General features: G+C 70.6%; 12 protein-coding genes and 1 tRNA gene. 12 read left to right on the top strand and 1 reads right to left on the bottom strand.

Features of this window, described 5'->3' with window-relative positions:
- Positions 1-19 precede the first annotated feature (19 nt).
- From AB0C12_RS16875 to AB0C12_RS16825, 11 genes are all read left to right on the top strand, one after another.
- The gene (locus tag AB0C12_RS16875) at positions 20-940 is read left to right on the top strand and encodes an ABC transporter ATP-binding protein (RefSeq protein ID WP_360548726.1); all 921 of its coding nucleotides are present in this window, start codon (positions 20-22) and stop codon (positions 938-940) included.
- Position 941: 1 nt separating this feature from the next.
- Entirely contained in the window at positions 942-1,694 is a 753-nt protein-coding gene (locus AB0C12_RS16870; RefSeq protein ID WP_360548724.1) for an ABC transporter permease, read from the top strand.
- A gap of 9 nt (positions 1,695-1,703) precedes the next feature.
- Positions 1,704-2,513: an ABC transporter permease gene (locus AB0C12_RS16865; protein WP_360548722.1), complete on the top strand. Its 810-nt coding sequence runs from the start codon at positions 1,704-1,706 to the stop codon at positions 2,511-2,513.
- A gap of 209 nt (positions 2,514-2,722) precedes the next feature.
- Positions 2,723-3,733 carry a YihY/virulence factor BrkB family protein gene (locus tag AB0C12_RS16860; protein WP_360549044.1) on the top strand — a complete coding sequence of 337 codons (1,011 nt, stop codon included), beginning with the start codon at positions 2,723-2,725 and terminating at the stop codon, positions 3,731-3,733.
- A 1,871-nt stretch (positions 3,734-5,604) separates the two neighbouring features.
- Positions 5,605-6,783: an ROK family transcriptional regulator gene (locus AB0C12_RS16855; protein ID WP_360548720.1), complete on the top strand. Its 1,179-nt coding sequence runs from the start codon at positions 5,605-5,607 to the stop codon at positions 6,781-6,783.
- Positions 6,780-8,513 carry a sugar ABC transporter ATP-binding protein gene (locus AB0C12_RS16850; RefSeq protein ID WP_360548718.1) on the top strand — a complete coding sequence of 578 codons (1,734 nt, stop codon included), beginning with the start codon at positions 6,780-6,782 and terminating at the stop codon, positions 8,511-8,513. The genes AB0C12_RS16855 and AB0C12_RS16850 overlap by 4 nt, the downstream gene beginning before the upstream one ends.
- On the top strand, positions 8,510-9,592 hold the full coding sequence (locus AB0C12_RS16845) for an ABC transporter permease (protein ID WP_360548716.1): 1,083 nt from the start codon (positions 8,510-8,512) through the stop codon (positions 9,590-9,592). Before AB0C12_RS16850 ends, AB0C12_RS16845 begins: the two co-directional genes overlap by 4 nt.
- 59 nt (positions 9,593-9,651) lie before the next feature.
- On the top strand, positions 9,652-10,695 hold the full coding sequence (locus AB0C12_RS16840) for a substrate-binding domain-containing protein (RefSeq protein WP_360548714.1): 1,044 nt from the start codon (positions 9,652-9,654) through the stop codon (positions 10,693-10,695).
- A gap of 34 nt (positions 10,696-10,729) precedes the next feature.
- Entirely contained in the window at positions 10,730-11,914 is a 1,185-nt protein-coding gene (locus AB0C12_RS16835; protein ID WP_360548712.1) for a Gfo/Idh/MocA family oxidoreductase, read from the top strand.
- Positions 11,915-12,425: 511 nt separating this feature from the next.
- The gene (locus tag AB0C12_RS16830) at positions 12,426-13,523 is read left to right on the top strand and encodes a TIM barrel protein (RefSeq protein ID WP_360548710.1); all 1,098 of its coding nucleotides are present in this window, start codon (positions 12,426-12,428) and stop codon (positions 13,521-13,523) included.
- A gap of 189 nt (positions 13,524-13,712) precedes the next feature.
- Entirely contained in the window at positions 13,713-14,720 is a 1,008-nt protein-coding gene (locus tag AB0C12_RS16825) for a sugar phosphate isomerase/epimerase family protein (protein WP_360548708.1), read from the top strand.
- A 147-nt stretch (positions 14,721-14,867) separates the two neighbouring features.
- Here AB0C12_RS16825 and AB0C12_RS16820 read toward each other — a convergent pair whose 3' ends face one another.
- Positions 14,868-15,188: a hypothetical protein gene (locus tag AB0C12_RS16820; RefSeq protein ID WP_360548706.1), complete on the bottom strand. Its 321-nt coding sequence runs from the start codon at positions 15,186-15,188 to the stop codon at positions 14,868-14,870.
- Positions 15,189-15,401: 213 nt separating this feature from the next.
- Between AB0C12_RS16820 and AB0C12_RS16815 the strand changes: the two genes are divergently transcribed.
- A tRNA-Asn gene (locus AB0C12_RS16815) sits at positions 15,402-15,474 on the top strand.
- Positions 15,475-15,611: the final 137 nt, after the last annotated feature.

Genomic DNA, 15,611 nt, shown 5'->3' with positions numbered 1-15,611 from the left:
CTTCACTAGGGTCGGCCGGGTGACGCTCATTCACGCCCGGGGGCTGGTCAAGAGGTTCGAGGGGTTCACCGCGGTCGACGGCATCGACGTCGACGTGCGCCGGGGCGAGGCGTTCGGCTTCCTCGGTCCCAACGGTGCGGGCAAGAGCTCCACCATGCGCATGATCGGCTGTGTCTCCCCGCCGACCGACGGGGTGCTGCGCATTCTCGACATGGACCCGCGGCGGGACGGCCCGGCGATCCGCGCCCGCCTCGGCGTCTGCCCGCAGCTCGACAACCTCGACCTCGAGCTGACCGTCCGGGAAAACCTGACCACGTACGCCCGCTTCTTCGGCATCCCGCGCAAGGTCGCCCGGGCCCGGGCCGACGAGCTGCTCGACTTCGTCCAGCTCACCGAGCGGGCCGACAGCAAGGTGGAGCCGCTGTCCGGCGGCATGAAACGCCGGCTGACGATCGCCCGGGCGCTGGTCAACGAGCCCGAGATCGTGCTGCTCGACGAGCCCACCACCGGCCTCGACCCGCAGGCCCGCCACCTGGTGTGGGAGCGGCTGTTCCGGCTCAAGCAGCAGGGTGTGACGCTGGTGCTCACCACTCACTACATGGACGAGGCCGAGCAGCTCTGCGACCGCCTGGTGGTGATGGACGGCGGCAAGATCGTGGCCGAGGGTTCCCCGCGCGACCTGATCGAGCAGTATTCGACCCGCGAGGTCGTCGAGCTGCGCTTCCACGCCGAGTCCCAGGAGGTCTTCGCGGACAAGCTGGCCGGGGTGGGCCGGCGGCTGGAGGTCCTGCCCGACCGCATCCTGCTCTACGTGACCGATGGCGACGACGCGGTGGCCGAGGTGCAGCGCCGGGCGCTGAGCCCGGCCAGCGTGCTGGTGCGCCGCAGCAGCCTGGAGGACGTGTTCCTGCACCTCACCGGCCGGACGCTGGTGGACTGAGATGACCCGCTACGTCCTGGAATATCACCTCGTCAGCTACCGCCGCATCTGGCGGTCCAGCGTGCTGTCCTCCTTCGTGCTGCCGCTGCTCACCATGCTGGGCTTCGGGGTCGGCGTCGGTGCGTACGTCACCGGCGGCGTCGAGGGAGTGCCCTACCTGGACTGGATGGTGCCCGGCCTGATCGCCTCCACGGCCATGCAGGTGGCGATCGGGGACTCGACCTGGCCGGTGCTGGGCGGCTTCGAGTGGCAGCGGATCTACTTCGGTCAGGCGGCCGCTCCGCTGCGCGTCGCCGACATCCTCGACGGTCATCTCGCGTTCGTCGTCGTCCGCACGCTGATCAGCTGCGCGGCGTTCCTGGCCATCGCCACGGCATTCGGCACGATGCATTCGTGGTGGGCGCTGCTGACGCTGCCGATCGCCGCGCTGGTCGGCCTGGCGGTGGCCACCCCCGCGTTCGCGTATGCGGCGACGGTCCGCATCGACAGTTACCTGGCGGTGCTGTTCCGGCTCGGCGTGATCCCGATGTCGCTGTTCTCCGGTGTGTTCTTCCCGGTCGAGTCGCTGCCGGGGTTGCTGCGCTGGATCGCGTACGCGCTGCCGCTGTGGCACGGCGTCGACCTGAGCCGGGCCGCCACGCTGGGCGTCGCGCCGGCCTGGTCGCCGGTCGGGCACCTGCTCTGTCTGGCCCTGTGGGCGGGCGCCGGCTGGCTGCTGGCCTACCGGGCGTTCCGCCGCCGGCTCGTGGTGTGAGGGGCTGACATGCTGACTCTGGTCCTGCCGCGGCTGATCTCGTTCGAGGGCGCCGGCCGGCGTTCGGCGTCCGTGGTCGAGCGCAACGTGACGACGCTGCAACCGTCGTACTGGCTGGTGATGGCCTCGGGCTTCATCGAGCCGATCCTCTACCTGTTCTCGATCGGCGTCGGCGTGGGCGCGCTGGTCGGCGACCTGACGCTGCCCGACGGCCGGGTGATCGACTATGCGGCGTTCGTCGCCCCGGCCATGCTGGCGTCGTCGGCGATGAGCGGGGCGCTGTCGGAGACGACCTTCAACTTCTTCGGCAAGATGAAATTCATGAAGCTGTACGACGGGATGCTGGCCACCCCGTTACGGCCGATCGAGATCGCGCTGGGCGAGCTGGCCTGGGCGATGATCCGCGGCAACATCTACGCCGCGGCGTTCCTGGTGGTCATGGTGGCGATGGGCCTGACCACGCCCGGTCTGGCCGTGGCCGCGTTCGGGGCGGCCGTGCTGGTCGGCTTCGCCTTCGGCGGCACCGGGATGGCCCTGTCCACGTTCATGCGCAGCTGGCAGGACTTCGACCTGGTGGCGTCGGTCCAGTTCGCGCTGTTCCTGTTCTCCGGCACGTTCGTCCCGGCGCAGGCCTACCCGGTGGTGCTGCGCTGGGTGGTCGAGGTGACCCCGCTGTACCGGTCGGTCGACCTGATCCGCGCGATCACCACCGGCGAGGTCGGCTGGCTCCAGGCACTGGACGTGCTCTATCTGCTGGCGCTGTTCGCGCTCGGCCTGGCGGTGGCCGGCCGCCGGATGGGCAAACTGCTCTGCCGATAGCTGAAAGGTCGCTGAGATCAGGTGATTAGACGGGCATAACACCGGGCACCACCCCAGGTGAGGTCGTCTTTCGTGCGCGGTGTGTCTCCGGGGCACGAGGGCGGAAGCCGGCCGAACGGACATTGCCGCAGCGCCCGGAGGGACCCGTCGTGAAGCTTCACAAGGACAACGACTCGAAGAGCGAGACCGAGGACAGAGCCCGCCACGACATCGCCAGCACCAGGACGGCGGAGGACCGGGACAACGACCTGTCGGCTCCGAGCCCCGACGAAGGCCCCGACAACCCGGCGAAGCTGAAGGGCAAGGGCATCTTCGCGGCGCTCAAGCGCACCGTCAAGCAGTTCTCCGAGGACAACGTCACCGACTGGGCCGCCGCGCTGACCTACTACGGCGTCCTGTCCATCTTCCCGGGCGTGCTCGTGCTGGTCTCGATCCTCGGCATGCTCAGCGACAACGGCCAGCAGACCGTGCAGGACACCGTCAGCGAGATCGCCCCGACCCAGATCAAGGACCTCCTCGACCAGGTCCTCAACCAGGTCTCCGACCCGGGCACGGCCGGCTTCGCCGCGATCCTCGGTCTGGCCACGGCATTCTGGTCGGCGTCCGGCTACATCGGTGCGTTCATGCGCGCTTCGAACGCGATCTACGACGTCCCCGAGGGCCGCCCGATCTGGAAGACCCTCCCGATCCGCCTCGGCGTCACCGCGGTGGTCGGCCTGATGCTGATCCTCTCGGCCGTCATCGTCGTGTTCACCGGCGACCTGGCCCAGGCGGTCGGCGACACCATCGGCCTCGGCTCGGCCGCCGTGACCACCTGGAACATCGCCAAGTGGCCGGTCCTGATCATCCTGGTCAGCCTGATGTTCGCGATCCTCTACTGGGCCTCCCCGAACGCCAAGACCGGCGGCTTCCGCTGGGTCAGCCCCGGCGGCATCTTCGCCGTGGTGATCTGGCTGATCGCCTCCGGAGCCTTCGCCCTGTACCTGGCGAACTTCGCCAACTACAACAAGACGTACGGCACCCTGGGCGGCGTGATCGCCTTCCTGGTCTGGCTGTGGATCTCGAACATCGCCATCATGCTGGGCGCCGAACTGGACGCCGAACTCGAACGAGGCCGGGCGATCGCCGCAGGCCACCCGGCCGACGACGAACCCTTCCTCCAGCTGCGCGACGACCGCAAGCTCAAGAAGGGCAGCGAAAAAGGCCTGAGCACCAACTGACCACCCATCCCGCGCCGAACCGACGGCCGCGACCCTCAACCGGGGTGCGCGGCCGTCGGCCTGTCGCGGACGCTGTCTTGTCGCTGCCAGATGGTGGATGTGGCCGCGGCAGGACCGGGCACCCGGCTTGCCTACCCGACCTCACCTCCGCCGCCGAGCGGCTCGCGTCATCGGCGCCGGCGTGGCGGTTGTGGTGCCCGAGACCTTGGTAGGAATTGGCCGCCATGGGGGCCAGATTCTTCCAAGATCTACGTAGCGCTGGTTGGAGAAGGGGCGTGCGTGGACCGGCCTTCGCGCAGGGGTTGGACCCGCAGGTGCTCGGCCCGATTCCGCGTAGGCCCACACGCTCCCGGCCGGGCACGCCTCTCGCGCCCTGTTCGCACCGCGTTCGGCGTTCACGCGGCTGGAGTCTCGGCGCGTGCCTCGGGTCCGCACGTTCTGCGCGCCGCGCCTGCATGTTGGCGTCTCGTGCGCCGCTTGTTCGCGTGCCACGCGCTCGGTGTGCCGCGCTCGGCGCTTTGCGTTTGGCGTGCCGCGTTTGGCGCCTTGCGCTCGGCGTTTCGCGCCTCGCCTGCACGCCTTGTGTCCGCGGCTCGTGCCTGGTCCTCGGGCCTCGTGCTTGCGGCTCTTGTCTTGTGCCCGCGACTCGTGCTCGCCCCCGCGTTTCGCGGCTCGTGCCTCGTGCCCGCGTTTCGCGCCTCGTGCTCGCGGCTCGTGTCTCGTGCCCCGCGTTTCGCGGCTCGTGCTCGCTCCCGCGTTTCGTGCCTCGCCCCGAGTTGCGCGGAGCGCCCTGCGCCCGCGTCCTGGAGGCTTGTGCCTCGGATCCCGCACGCCGCGCTTCGGGTGCCTGACAGCCCAGATCCCGCGTCCCGCGCCCGCGTCCCGCGCCCGCGTCCCGCGCCCGCGTCCCGCGCCCGCGCCCGGCGTCCCGCGCCCGGCGTCCCGCGCCTGCGTCCCGCGCCCGGCGTCCCGCGCCCGGCGTCCCGCGCCCGGCGTCCCGCGCCCGGCGTCCCGCGCCCGGCGTCCCGCGCCTGCGTCCCGCGCCTGCGTCCCGCGCCCGCGTCCCGCGCCCGCGTCCCGCGTCCCGCGTCCCGCGCCCGTATCCCGCGTCCCGCGCCCGTATCCCGCGTCCCGCGCCCGTATCCCGCGTCCCGCGCCCGTATCCCGCGTCCCGCGCCCGTATCCCGCGTCCCGCGTCCCGCGCCCGTATCCCGCGTCCCGCGTCCCGCGCCCGTATCCCGCGTCCCGCGTCCCGCGTCCCGCGTCCCGCGTCCCGCGTCCCGCGTCCCGCGTCCCGCGTCCCGCATTTCGCGCCCGCGCCCCGCGCCCCGCGCCCGCGTCCCGCATTTCGCGCCCGCGCCCCGTATCCCGCGCCCGCGCCCCGTATCCCGCGCCCGCGCCCGGCATCCCGCGCCCGGCATCCCGCGCCCCGCATCCGCATCCGCATCCCGCATCCCGCATCCGCATCCCGCGCCCCGCGTACCTGTCGCGCGCCGGGCGGCCCGCGAACCCTGGGTCCGGCGCGTATGCGGACGCAAGCTGCCGACCGAAAGAGACCGCCTCGGCGCTCGCTCAGACCCGGCCCGGTATGCGCCCCACCGACTTCAACCTCTAGTCCTCAGACCTGAGTCGCTTCCCTCGCCCGCGGCGCAAGATCACCCCACCAGGCAGCGGCGGGGCAGCGTTGCGTGCGTCGACGGGCACGCTCCGGATGGCTTACTGTCCAGGGCGGCGGATGCAGTTACTTTTGAATCAGGCGACAAAAGTTTGTGGTGATCATCGAGAAGGTATGGACGAGCCCACCGGAAGAGCCCTAGTGTGACGGTCGTGACACCGTCCCGTTTCGGCGGTGTGAACGGCCGGAGGTGCCCGTGCATGTCGTCGACGCTCCCCATCTGCGCTTGTTGCGCTTGTTGCGGGACGAGGGTCCGATCTCTCGGGCCGAGCTCGGTGATCGGCTCGATCTGACCCGTCCCCGACTGCTCGCCGAGGTCGAGCGGCTCGTCGCCGCGGGCTACATCGCGGAGGCCGGGATGGCCGCTTCGCGGGGTGGCCGGCGTTCCACTCTTGTCGAGTTGCAGCCGCGACTTCGGTTCGCCGCTGTTGATCTCGGCGCCAGCTCCATCGATGTCGAGGTGACCAACGGGCGGCTCGAGCCCGTCGCGGCGTACCGCGAAAGCGCTGACATCCGGTCCGGGCCGAAGGTCATCCTGCACCGGGTCAATGAGCTGCTCGCCAAGGCCCGCACCGACGGTGCTTTCGACCGGCTCGATGCCGTCGGCATCGGGGTGCCGGGGCCGGTGAGTTTCCGGGACGGGGTGCCGGTGTCGCCGCCGATCATGCCCGGCTGGGACCGCTACCCGGTGCGTGAGCTGCTCGCCCGCGAGCACGGGTGCCCGGCCGTCGTGGACAACGACGTCAACATCATGGCCATCGGGGAGCGGCACGGCGGGGTCGCCCACTCTGTGGACGACTTCCTCTTCGTCAAGATCGGTACGGGCATAGGCTGCGGCATCCACCTCGGCGGCGGTGTCTACCGGGGTGTCGACGGCTGCGCGGGCGACATCGGCCACATCCAGGTCGACGCGCACGGGCCGATGTGTTCCTGCGGCAACGCCGGTTGCCTCGAAGCACTGTTCAGCGGAGCCGCTCTGGCCCGTGATGCCGGTGCGGCGGCCCGCAGCGGTGAGTCCCCGGCGCTGGCCGAGCGGTTGGAGGCCAACGGTGAGATCGGCGCCCGGGATGTGGCCGACGGCGCCGCGGAGGGCGACGTCACCTGCATCCGGCTGATTCGCGACGGGGGTCGCCGGGTCGGGGCGACGCTGGCCACGCTGGTGAGCTTCGCGAACCCGTCGATGATCGTCATCGGGGGCGGGCTCGCCCAGCTCGGTCACATCCTGCTCGCCGAGATCCGCAGCGTGGTCTACCGGCGCTCGCTACCGCTGGCCACCGGCAACCTACCGGTGGTGCTCAGCGAGCTCGGCGCCCGCGCGGGCGTGAGCGGCGCGGCCGTCCTGGCCAGCGACACGGCCTTCGAGCAGGCGTCATGACCGCCCCCGAACCGGCCCGCGACGACCGGCCCACCGCCGTCCCGGCGCCAGAAACCCCGGCTGCCGGAAGCCCGGCCAACGAACGCAACGCCGCCGGAAGCCCGGCCAATGAAAACAACGCCGCCGGAAACGCGCTCACCGGAAGCACAGCCACCGGAAGCCCGGCCGCCGCGGGAAGCCCGGCCGCCACGGGCACCGAGCAACGCGAACGCGACGGCATCGGCGAGGTCGTCCTCCGTCTGGACGGCGTGGTCAAGACCTTCCCCGGCGTCCGCGCCCTCGACGGCGTGCAGCTCGAGGTCCGGGCCGGCGAGGTTCACTGCCTGCTCGGCCAGAACGGCGCCGGCAAGTCCACGCTCATCAAGGTTCTCGCCGGCGTCCACCACGCCGACGAGGGCAGCATCACCTGGCTGGGGGAGCCCTTCGCCCCGGCCAGCCCCCAGGCCGCCATGCGGGCCGGGATCGCCACCATCTACCAGGAGCTCGACCTCGTCGACGATCTCTCCGTCGCCGAGAACGCCTTCCTGGGGCACGAGGAGAGCCGCGCCGGTTTCCTGCGGCGGGGTTCCACCGCGCACCGTACGAGGCAGATCCTGGCCCGGCTCGGGCATGACCACATCTCGCCGCGCCGCCTGGTCCGGTCGTTGCCCGCGGCCGGCAAGCAGATCGTCAGCATGGCCCGTGCGCTCTCGCACGACGCCCGGCTGATCGTCATGGACGAGCCCAGCGCTGTGCTTGCTCATGACGAGGTCGAGAACCTCTTCCGGATCATCCGCGAGCTGACCGCGCACGGCATCGCGGTCATCTACATCTCGCACCGGCTGGAGGAGATCCGCGACATCGGCGACCGGGTCACCGTGCTCAAGGACGGCCGTACCACCGCCGCCAATCTGCCCGCCCGCAGCACGCCCACGCGGGAGCTGGTCAGCCGGATGACCGGCCGGACCATCGAGTACGTCTTCCCGCCGCGCGAGGTCAAGACCGGCACCACGCCGCTGTTGCAGGTGGAGGGGCTGACCCGGGCCGGGGAGTTCGCCGATGCGTCGCTGAGCGTCAAGGCTGGGGAGATCGTCGGGATCGCCGGGCTGGTCGGGTCGGGGCGTTCGGAGCTGCTGGAGACGATTTTCGGGGCCCGGCGGGCGGACAGCGGCACTGTCACGCTCAACGGTAAGCGGATCACGTCGATCGGGGCCGCGGTGCGGGCCGGCATGGGCATGGCCCCGGAGGAGCGCAAGAGCCAGGCTCTGCTGCTGGACGAGCCGATCTACCGGAACATGACGCTGGCCACCTTCAGCGGGTACGCGCGCGGTGGTTTCACCGATGTCGACAAGGAACGTTCGGCCTCGGCCGAGACCGCCGACGCGCTGGAGTTGCGTCCGCGGGACGTGAGCCGGCCGGTGCGCACGCTCTCCGGCGGCAACCAGCAGAAGGTCGTCGTCGGGCGGTGGCTGCTCGGCGGGACCAAGCTGTTGCTGCTCGACGAGCCGACCCGGGGCGTGGACGTCGGCGCGCGGGCCGAGCTCTACCAGGTCATTGCGGATCTCGCCGCCCGTGGGGTGGGTGTGCTGCTGGTCTCCAGCGAGGTCCCCGAGGTGCTCGGTCTGGCTGACCGGGTGCTGGTCATGCGCGAGGGGCACCTGATCCACGAGGCGCCCGCGAGCGAGATCGACGAAGCCACTGTTCTTGATCTCGTCATGGCGGGATCTCTGATGGAAGGGGAGCCGGCATGACCGATCAGACGACCAAGGCAAGCCTGCCGGCGCAGAGTCCGCCGGTTGAGCCGCCACCGCCCGCGACCGGCCAGGCCCGGTCGCGCGGCAACTGGTTCAAGGGCGACGGCGCCGAGCCGCTGCGCCGCAACCTCGGCCTCGTCGGCGTGCTGGTGATCCTGGTGATCATCGGTGCCGCCACCCGGCCCGAGCTGTACGGCGACGTCACCTGGGTGAAGAACAACACCTTCACGATCCTGCAGCAGGCGTCCGCGATCGGTGTGGTCACCGTCGGCATGACGTTCGTGATCATCGGTGGTGGCATCGACCTGTCGGTCGGCGCGATCATCGCGGTGGCCGGCGTCTGGTCCACCACGCTGGCGACGCAGAGCTACGGCACCCTGGGCATGATCTTCACCGCCCTGGTGGTCGGCATCGTGGTCGGGCTGATCAACGGCGTGCTCATCTCGTACGGCCGGTTGGTGCCCTTCATCGCGACGCTGGCCATGATGGTCGCCGCCCGCGGTGTGGCGGCGCAGATCTCCGGCAAGCAGACCCAGGTGTCGGCCAACACCACGATCAACGACATCGCCAGCACCCGGTGGCTCGGCATCCCGCTGCTGGTCTACATCCTGGCGCTGGTCGTGGCCGCGGGCTGGGTGCTGCTGAACCGCACCACCTTCGGTCGCCGCACGGTGGCCGTCGGCGGCAACCCGGAGGCGGCCCGGCTGGCGGGCATCAACGTCAAGTTCCACACCGTGCTGCTGTACGCGTTGTCCGGCCTCTGCTGCGGCATCGCGGCGATCATGTTGACGTCCCAGGCGACCAGTGCTCAGGCCGCCATGGCGAACCTGTACGAACTGGACGCGATCGCCGCGGCGATCATCGGTGGCACGCTGCTCAGCGGCGGCCGCGGCACCATCATCGGCGCGCTGTTCGGCGTGCTGGTGTTCTCCACCATCACCAACCTTTTTGCGATCAACAATCTCTCCACCGAGGCCCAGAACATGGTCAAGGGCGCCATCATCGTCGCGGCCGTGCTGGTCCAGCAGTTCCGTTACAAGTCACTCACTCAACTCCTGGGTCGTACCAAGAGCTGACCTACCCCACAAACCCCACGGCGACCGGTGACGGCCGCCCGGTCACCCCTGGAGAAAACATGTCGAACTTGTCCCGCCGCCGCATCCTCTTCGGTGGCGCCGCGGTCGGCGCCGGCGCCCTGCTCACCGCCTGCACCAGCAACACGCCGGAGGAGAACACCCAGGTCAACACCGGCAACGAGGACTCCAACCCGAACGCCGCCCCGGGCACCAAGGTGGTCATCGGTTTCTCCGCGCCGGCCGCCGACCACGGCTGGATCGCGGCCATCACCAACAACGCCAAGGCGCAGGCCCAGGCGTACAAGGACGTGGAGCTGCGCGCCGTCGAGGCCGGTGCGGACGCCGCGACCCAGCGGGCCGCGCTGGCCACCCTGATCGCGCAGAAGCCGAACGTGCTGGTGATGCTGCCGCACGACGGCAAGGAGCTCAACGCCACCGGCCTGGAGGCCATGAAGGCCGGCATCCCGGTGGTCAACCTGGACCGGGCGTTCCCGGACCGGGCGGCGTACCGGCTGCAGATCAAGGGTGACAACTTCGGCATGGGCATCGCCGCCGGGACCTACATCGGCCAGCAGCTCAAGGCCAAGGGCGTCACCAACCCGATCATCGGCGAGATCCCCGGCATCGACTCGCTGGAGCTGACCCAGGAGCGGTCGAAGGGCTTCGTCGAGGCGCTGGCGACCTTCGGCTTCAAGGTCGCCAACCGGCGGCCGGCGGACTTCACCGCCGACGGTGGCCAGCGGGCCGCGACCGACCTGCTGCAGGCCCTGCCGAAGATCGACGCCATCTGGAACCACGACGACGACCAGGGCATCGGCGTGCTCGCGGCGATCAACCAGGCCAGCCGCAAGGAGTTCTTCATGGTCGGCGGCGCCGGCTCGAAGGCGGCCATGGACGCGATCGCCGCCGACAACGGCCCTCTCAAGGCAACGGTGACCTACAGCCCGTCGATGGCTTCGTCGGCCATCTCGCTGGCCCGGTTGATCGGCCAGAACAAGGGCATGTCGGACCTGGTGGAGCTCCAGGTGCCCAAGGAGATCACCCTCGCCTCCGAAACGATCACCAAGGAGAACGCCGCCCAGTACGCCAAGCTCGGCTTCTGAGCGTTCCGTCCACTTCGGCGTAGAAGGAGATCACATGGGGCAGCTGCGGGTCGGCATGGTCGGGTACGCGTTCATGGGCGCCGCGCATTCACAGGCATGGCGCACCGTGAACCACGCCTTCGACCTGCCGCTGTCGGCACGGATGTCGGTCGTCTGCGGCCGCGACGAGGACAAGGTCGCGGCCGCGGCGGCCAAGCTCGGCTGGGAGGGGCATGCCACCGACTGGCGTGCGGTCGTCGAGCGTGACGACATCGACCTGGTCGACATCTGCACGCCGGGCGACACCCACCGCGAGATCGCGCTGGCCGCGCTGGCCGCGGGCAAGCACGTGCTGTGCGAGAAACCCCTGGCCAATTCGGTGGCCGAGGCCCGGGAGATGGCCGCGGCCGCGGCCCAGGCCCAGACCCGGGGGGTACGGGCGATGTGCGCGTTCAACTATCGCCGGGTCCCGGCGGTGGCGCTGATGCGGCAGCTCGTGGCCGACGGCCGCATCGGCACCATCCGTCACGTGCGGGCGGTCTACCTCCAGGACTGGATCGTCGACCCGGAGTTCCCGCTGGTGTGGCGGCTGCGCCGGGACGTGGCCGGCTCGGGTGCGCTGGGCGACATCGGGGCCCACATCGTCGACCTGACCCAGTACGTCACGGGCCAGTCGATCACCGGGGTGAGCGCACTGACCGAGACCTTCGTGAAGGAGCGGCCGCTGCCCACCGCGGCGGCCGGGCTGTCGGCGGAGGGCAACGGCAGTTCCGGCCGCGGTCAGGTGACCGTGGACGACGCGGCGCTGTTCCTGGCCCGGCTGGACGGGGGAGCGGTGGCCACGTACGAGGCGACCCGCTTCGCCACCGGCCGCAAGAACGGGCTGCGGGTGGAGCTGAACGGCTCGCTGGGTTCGCTGGTGTTCGACTTCGAGCGGATGAACGAGCTCCAGTTCTACGACGCCGCACTGCCCAGCGCGGAGCAGGGCTTCAGCCGGATCCTGGTGACCGAGCCGGACCACCCGTACATGGCGGCGTGGTGGCCGGCGGGTCACCCGATCGGTTACGAGCACACCTTCACCCACGAGATGCGGGACCTGATCGAGGCGATCGCCACCGGACAGGACCCGACGCCCTCGTTCGCCGACGCGTTGCAGGTGCAGCTCGTCCTCGACGCGGTGGAGCGCTCGGCTGCCGCGTCGTCCTGGGTGGACGTGGAGGCCGTGCTGGCAGGAGTGTGAACCAGACCTCCGCCGTGCGCCGCGAGGGACGAACCGGTTGCGCCCCGGGTCGTCGGGCGGGCGGCGGAGCGGCTGTCCGGCATCGACCGTCCGGGTTCCCGGCCGGTGCCGGACAGCTGTGGGACATCCGCACGTGTGATCGTTCCGTGCGTGTCCAAGTGTGCATTTGATGCACAGATAACGCTCTCTCCGATGGTGTGTCGACTTGCTGTCGGAAGGCTTCACGAGCAGGTCATGGTGGGCGGTGGCATCGGCACGAGCCGATGCCACCGCCCTTTGTGGATCATGTCTGCGCCGGTCAGCGCGTCGCACGGCCGGTACGCCGCTGATCCGGCAGGCGGTCGAGGCTCGTATCCGGGGGCAGACAACCCACGGATGGAGGCGTCATGGCATCCCGTCGGTCCGCCACGACCGCATCGGAAAATCGCGGCCAGATGATCCATACTGGACGCTGCACGAACCGATGCACGTGCGAATGCACCGGTGACGCCCCGCTCCAGGAGGGATTCTGATGCGTTTGCGCCACCACCCGGGCCGGGTTGTCCACCTGAGCCATGGCACCCACGAGCGGCCTGCCCGGGACCTCCCGGCCGTCGTCGAGCACCTCGACGCGTACGCCGCCGTCCGTGACCGGTTGGCCGTGGACACCCTGGGGGTGAGCCTCTGGCTCCCGCCCACCCTCGCCGCCGCCCTCGCGATCGACGGGCGCTCCCGCACCCGGCTGCGTGCCGAGCTCCAAGCCCGCGGGCTCGAGATCGTCACGCTGAGCGGAGCGCCCTACGCCGAGGGCGGCGACGAGGACCCCACCGGGCCGGACTGGAGCCACCCGGCCCGGCTCGAATACACCCTCGATCTGGCCCGCATCCTCACCGACCTGCTGCCCGAGGACGCCGTCCGCGGCGCGGTGACGACCACCGGCCTCGGCCCGCGCGCGGGCTGGGACGCCGCCAAGCAGAAGGCCGCCGCCCGGGTCCTCTCCCGGCTCTCCGCCGGCCTCGCCGAGGTGGCCTGGCACACCGGCCGGGCGGTCCGCGTCGGCTTCCAGCCCGAGCCCGGCTTCGTCCTCGACGACACCGACTCGATCGTCGAGGCGTTCGGCCGGCTCGACCGCGACCGCCTCGGCGTCTGCCTCGACCTGGCCGACCTGGCCTGCACCTGGGAGAGCCCGGTCGCGGCCCTGGACCGGCTGGCCGCGGCCGGCGTCGCGGTCATCCGGGTCGAGATCGCCGCGGCGCTCGAGGCCACCGATCCGGTCGCGGCCGCGGAGGCGCTGCGGGGGTACGTGCAAGCCGGCCACCCGCACCAGGTGACCAACCCCGCCGGCGCGAAGGTCGACGACCTGACCCAGGCGCTCGCCGACTTCCCGCCCGGCCCGTGGCGGGTGCGGTGCCACGTGCCCCTGCACACCCCGCCCCCACCGCCGCTGACCGCCACCACGGAGGTCTGGCAGGCGGCGCTGCGGCACCTGCTCTCCGGCGCACACCCCGGCACCGAATACCTGGCCGTCGAGTCCCCCGCCGGGGGCACGGGCGCCCAGCTCGCGTACCTGAAAAGTGCCCTGGGTGAGCTCGGGCTGTCGCCGCCCGCCGAGGCCTGCGCCGCACACTGATCGCGGGGCTTTCGCGGCCGCGGCCGCGGCTCTAGAGTCGGTGCAGGCACCGCCGCGACGGGCGGGCCGGACCGGGAGGCGCAAACCCGGCCCGGCCGCGACGTCCCGACCGGTGATGCCTGCGGCCCGCCACCCTCGCGCGGGCCACCGGAACCCTTTTCGTGCACCGGCGAACAGGGAGTTTTGACAATGGCGCGACCCATCACGCTCTTCACCGGCCAGTGGGCCGACCTGCCGTTCGAGGAGGTCTGCCGGCTGGCTGCCGAGTGGGGCTACGACGGCCTGGAGATCGCCTGCTGGGGTGACCACTTCGAGGTCGACCGGGCGCTGGCGGAGGACGACTACGTCGACCGCAAGCGCGAGCAGCTCGCGAAGCACAACCTGAAGGTCTTCGCGATCTCCAATCACCTGGTCGGCCAGGCGGTCTGCGACCACCCGATCGACGAGCGGCACCAGGACATCCTGCCCGCGGCGATCTGGGGCGACGGCGAGGCCGAAGGGGTGCGGCAGCGGGCCGCCGAGCGGATGAAGGACACCGCCCGGGCCGCCGCCCGGCTCGGCGTGGACACCGTCGTGGGCTTCACCGGCTCCTCGATCTGGCACACCGTGGCCATGTTCCCGCCGGTGCCGCCGGCCATGATCGAGCGCGGCTACCAGGACTTCGCCGACCGGTGGAACCCGATCCTCGACGTCTTCGACGCCGAGGGCGTGCGGTTCGCCCACGAGGTGCACCCCAGCGAGATCGCGTACGACTACTGGACCACCCGGCGCACGCTGGAGGCGATCGGCAACCGGCCGGCGTTCGGGCTCAACTGGGACCCGTCGCACTTCGTCTGGCAGGACCTCGATCCGGTGAACTTCATTCTCGAGTTCGCCGACAAGATCTACCACGTCGACTGCAAGGACGCGAAGGTCCGTACCGGTGACGGCCGCCGCGGCCGGATGGCCTCCCACCTGCCGTGGGCCGACCTGCGCCGGGGCTGGGACTTCGTCTCCACCGGGCACGGCGACGTGCCGTGGGAGGACTGCTTCCGCGCCCTGAACGCGATCGGCTACACCGGCCCGCTGTCCGTCGAATGGGAGGACGCCGGCATGGACCGCCTGGTCGGCGCCCCGGAGGCACTGCAGTTCGTGCGCCGGCTGGCCTTCGACGCGCCGAGCGCGGCCTTCGACGCGGCCTTCTCGTCGTCCTCCTGAGGCGCCCGTCGTTGTTTTAACGCGCTCGTTGTCCTGACGCGCTACGTCGTCCCGTCCCGGAGCGCTCGTTGCCCCGGAGCGCTTGTTGTCCGGACGCCAAAGGCCCGGTCCACCGTTGGTGGGCCGGGCCTTGAGAAGCGGTACTTGTCAGTACGTGGTGCCGGTGCCGTTCGACGAGGTCATCCCGGACCCGCTGGTGGACAGCGTGCTGGTCTCGGAGCCCGTGCTGGAGCTGGTGCTGGCGGACTTGAGCTTCTCACCGATCTTGGACTCGTTGAGCTTGTCCTTGCCCTCGGTGTAGAGCTTGTTGGCCTGCGCCTGGGCGACTCCGGCGGCCTCCTGGACCGTCGGGTGCTCCCACACCTTCTTGGCGTTGGCGGTGATCTCTTCGTACTTCTCCCGGCCGGCACGGCTGCCCAGGACGAAGCCCGCCGCGAGACCCGTGATGAACATGAGCTTTCCGCGCATGGCGGCTCCTTCCGTTCGGTGACGCTCGTGCGTCGAACAGGTGCTTACCCATCCTGCACCGCAGTCATGCCCCTGGTCTGTGTTTCATCCCTGTTGCGCGCGCCCCGGCGCGCCGGGTCACCCGTTTTCACCCTGGGCGGCCGGTCATGTATTGTCGTTCCGGTCGCCACCACTACCGCGGAAGCGGGAGCGGGAGCGGAGGTGACGGTTTGATCCCCTGTAGCTCAATTGGCAGAGCAGCCGGCTGTTAACCGGCAGGTTATTGGTTCGAGTCCAATCGGGGGAGCTTACGCTCGGGCCGCGGGCGAGTCGGATTTCCGGCTCGTGTGCGGCCTTTCTGTCGTTCTGGGCGATGTGCCGCTGGCCGTCCGGTGAGCCGGCATCTCCTGTCGAAGTAGTCCGGGATGTGGCCCGTCGGTTATC

This window comes from Actinoplanes sp. NPDC048967 (assembly GCF_040649415.1).
In the GTDB taxonomy this organism is placed as follows: Bacteria; Actinomycetota; Actinomycetes; order Mycobacteriales; family Micromonosporaceae; genus Actinoplanes.
Note: the sequence above shows the minus strand (reverse complement) of the source record. Positions and strands in the feature narration are given on the sequence as shown.

What these genes read in the sequence shown, in the direction of transcription:
- AB0C12_RS16825 (WP_360548708.1), top strand. Translation starts at nt 13,713, where the DNA reads ATGGCGCGACCCATCACGCTCTTCACCGGCCAGTGGGCCGACCTGCCG.
- AB0C12_RS16830 (WP_360548710.1), top strand. Translation starts at nt 12,426, where the DNA reads ATGCGTTTGCGCCACCACCCGGGCCGGGTTGTCCACCTGAGCCATGGC.
- AB0C12_RS16820 (WP_360548706.1), bottom strand. Translation starts at nt 15,188, where the DNA reads ATGCGCGGAAAGCTCATGTTCATCACGGGTCTCGCGGCGGGCTTCGTC.
- AB0C12_RS16850 (WP_360548718.1), top strand. Translation starts at nt 6,780, where the DNA reads ATGACCGCCCCCGAACCGGCCCGCGACGACCGGCCCACCGCCGTCCCG.
- AB0C12_RS16845 (WP_360548716.1), top strand. Translation starts at nt 8,510, where the DNA reads ATGACCGATCAGACGACCAAGGCAAGCCTGCCGGCGCAGAGTCCGCCG.
- AB0C12_RS16840 (WP_360548714.1), top strand. Translation starts at nt 9,652, where the DNA reads ATGTCGAACTTGTCCCGCCGCCGCATCCTCTTCGGTGGCGCCGCGGTC.
- AB0C12_RS16835 (WP_360548712.1), top strand. Translation starts at nt 10,730, where the DNA reads ATGGGGCAGCTGCGGGTCGGCATGGTCGGGTACGCGTTCATGGGCGCC.
- AB0C12_RS16870 (WP_360548724.1), top strand. Translation starts at nt 942, where the DNA reads ATGACCCGCTACGTCCTGGAATATCACCTCGTCAGCTACCGCCGCATC.
- AB0C12_RS16865 (WP_360548722.1), top strand. Translation starts at nt 1,704, where the DNA reads ATGCTGACTCTGGTCCTGCCGCGGCTGATCTCGTTCGAGGGCGCCGGC.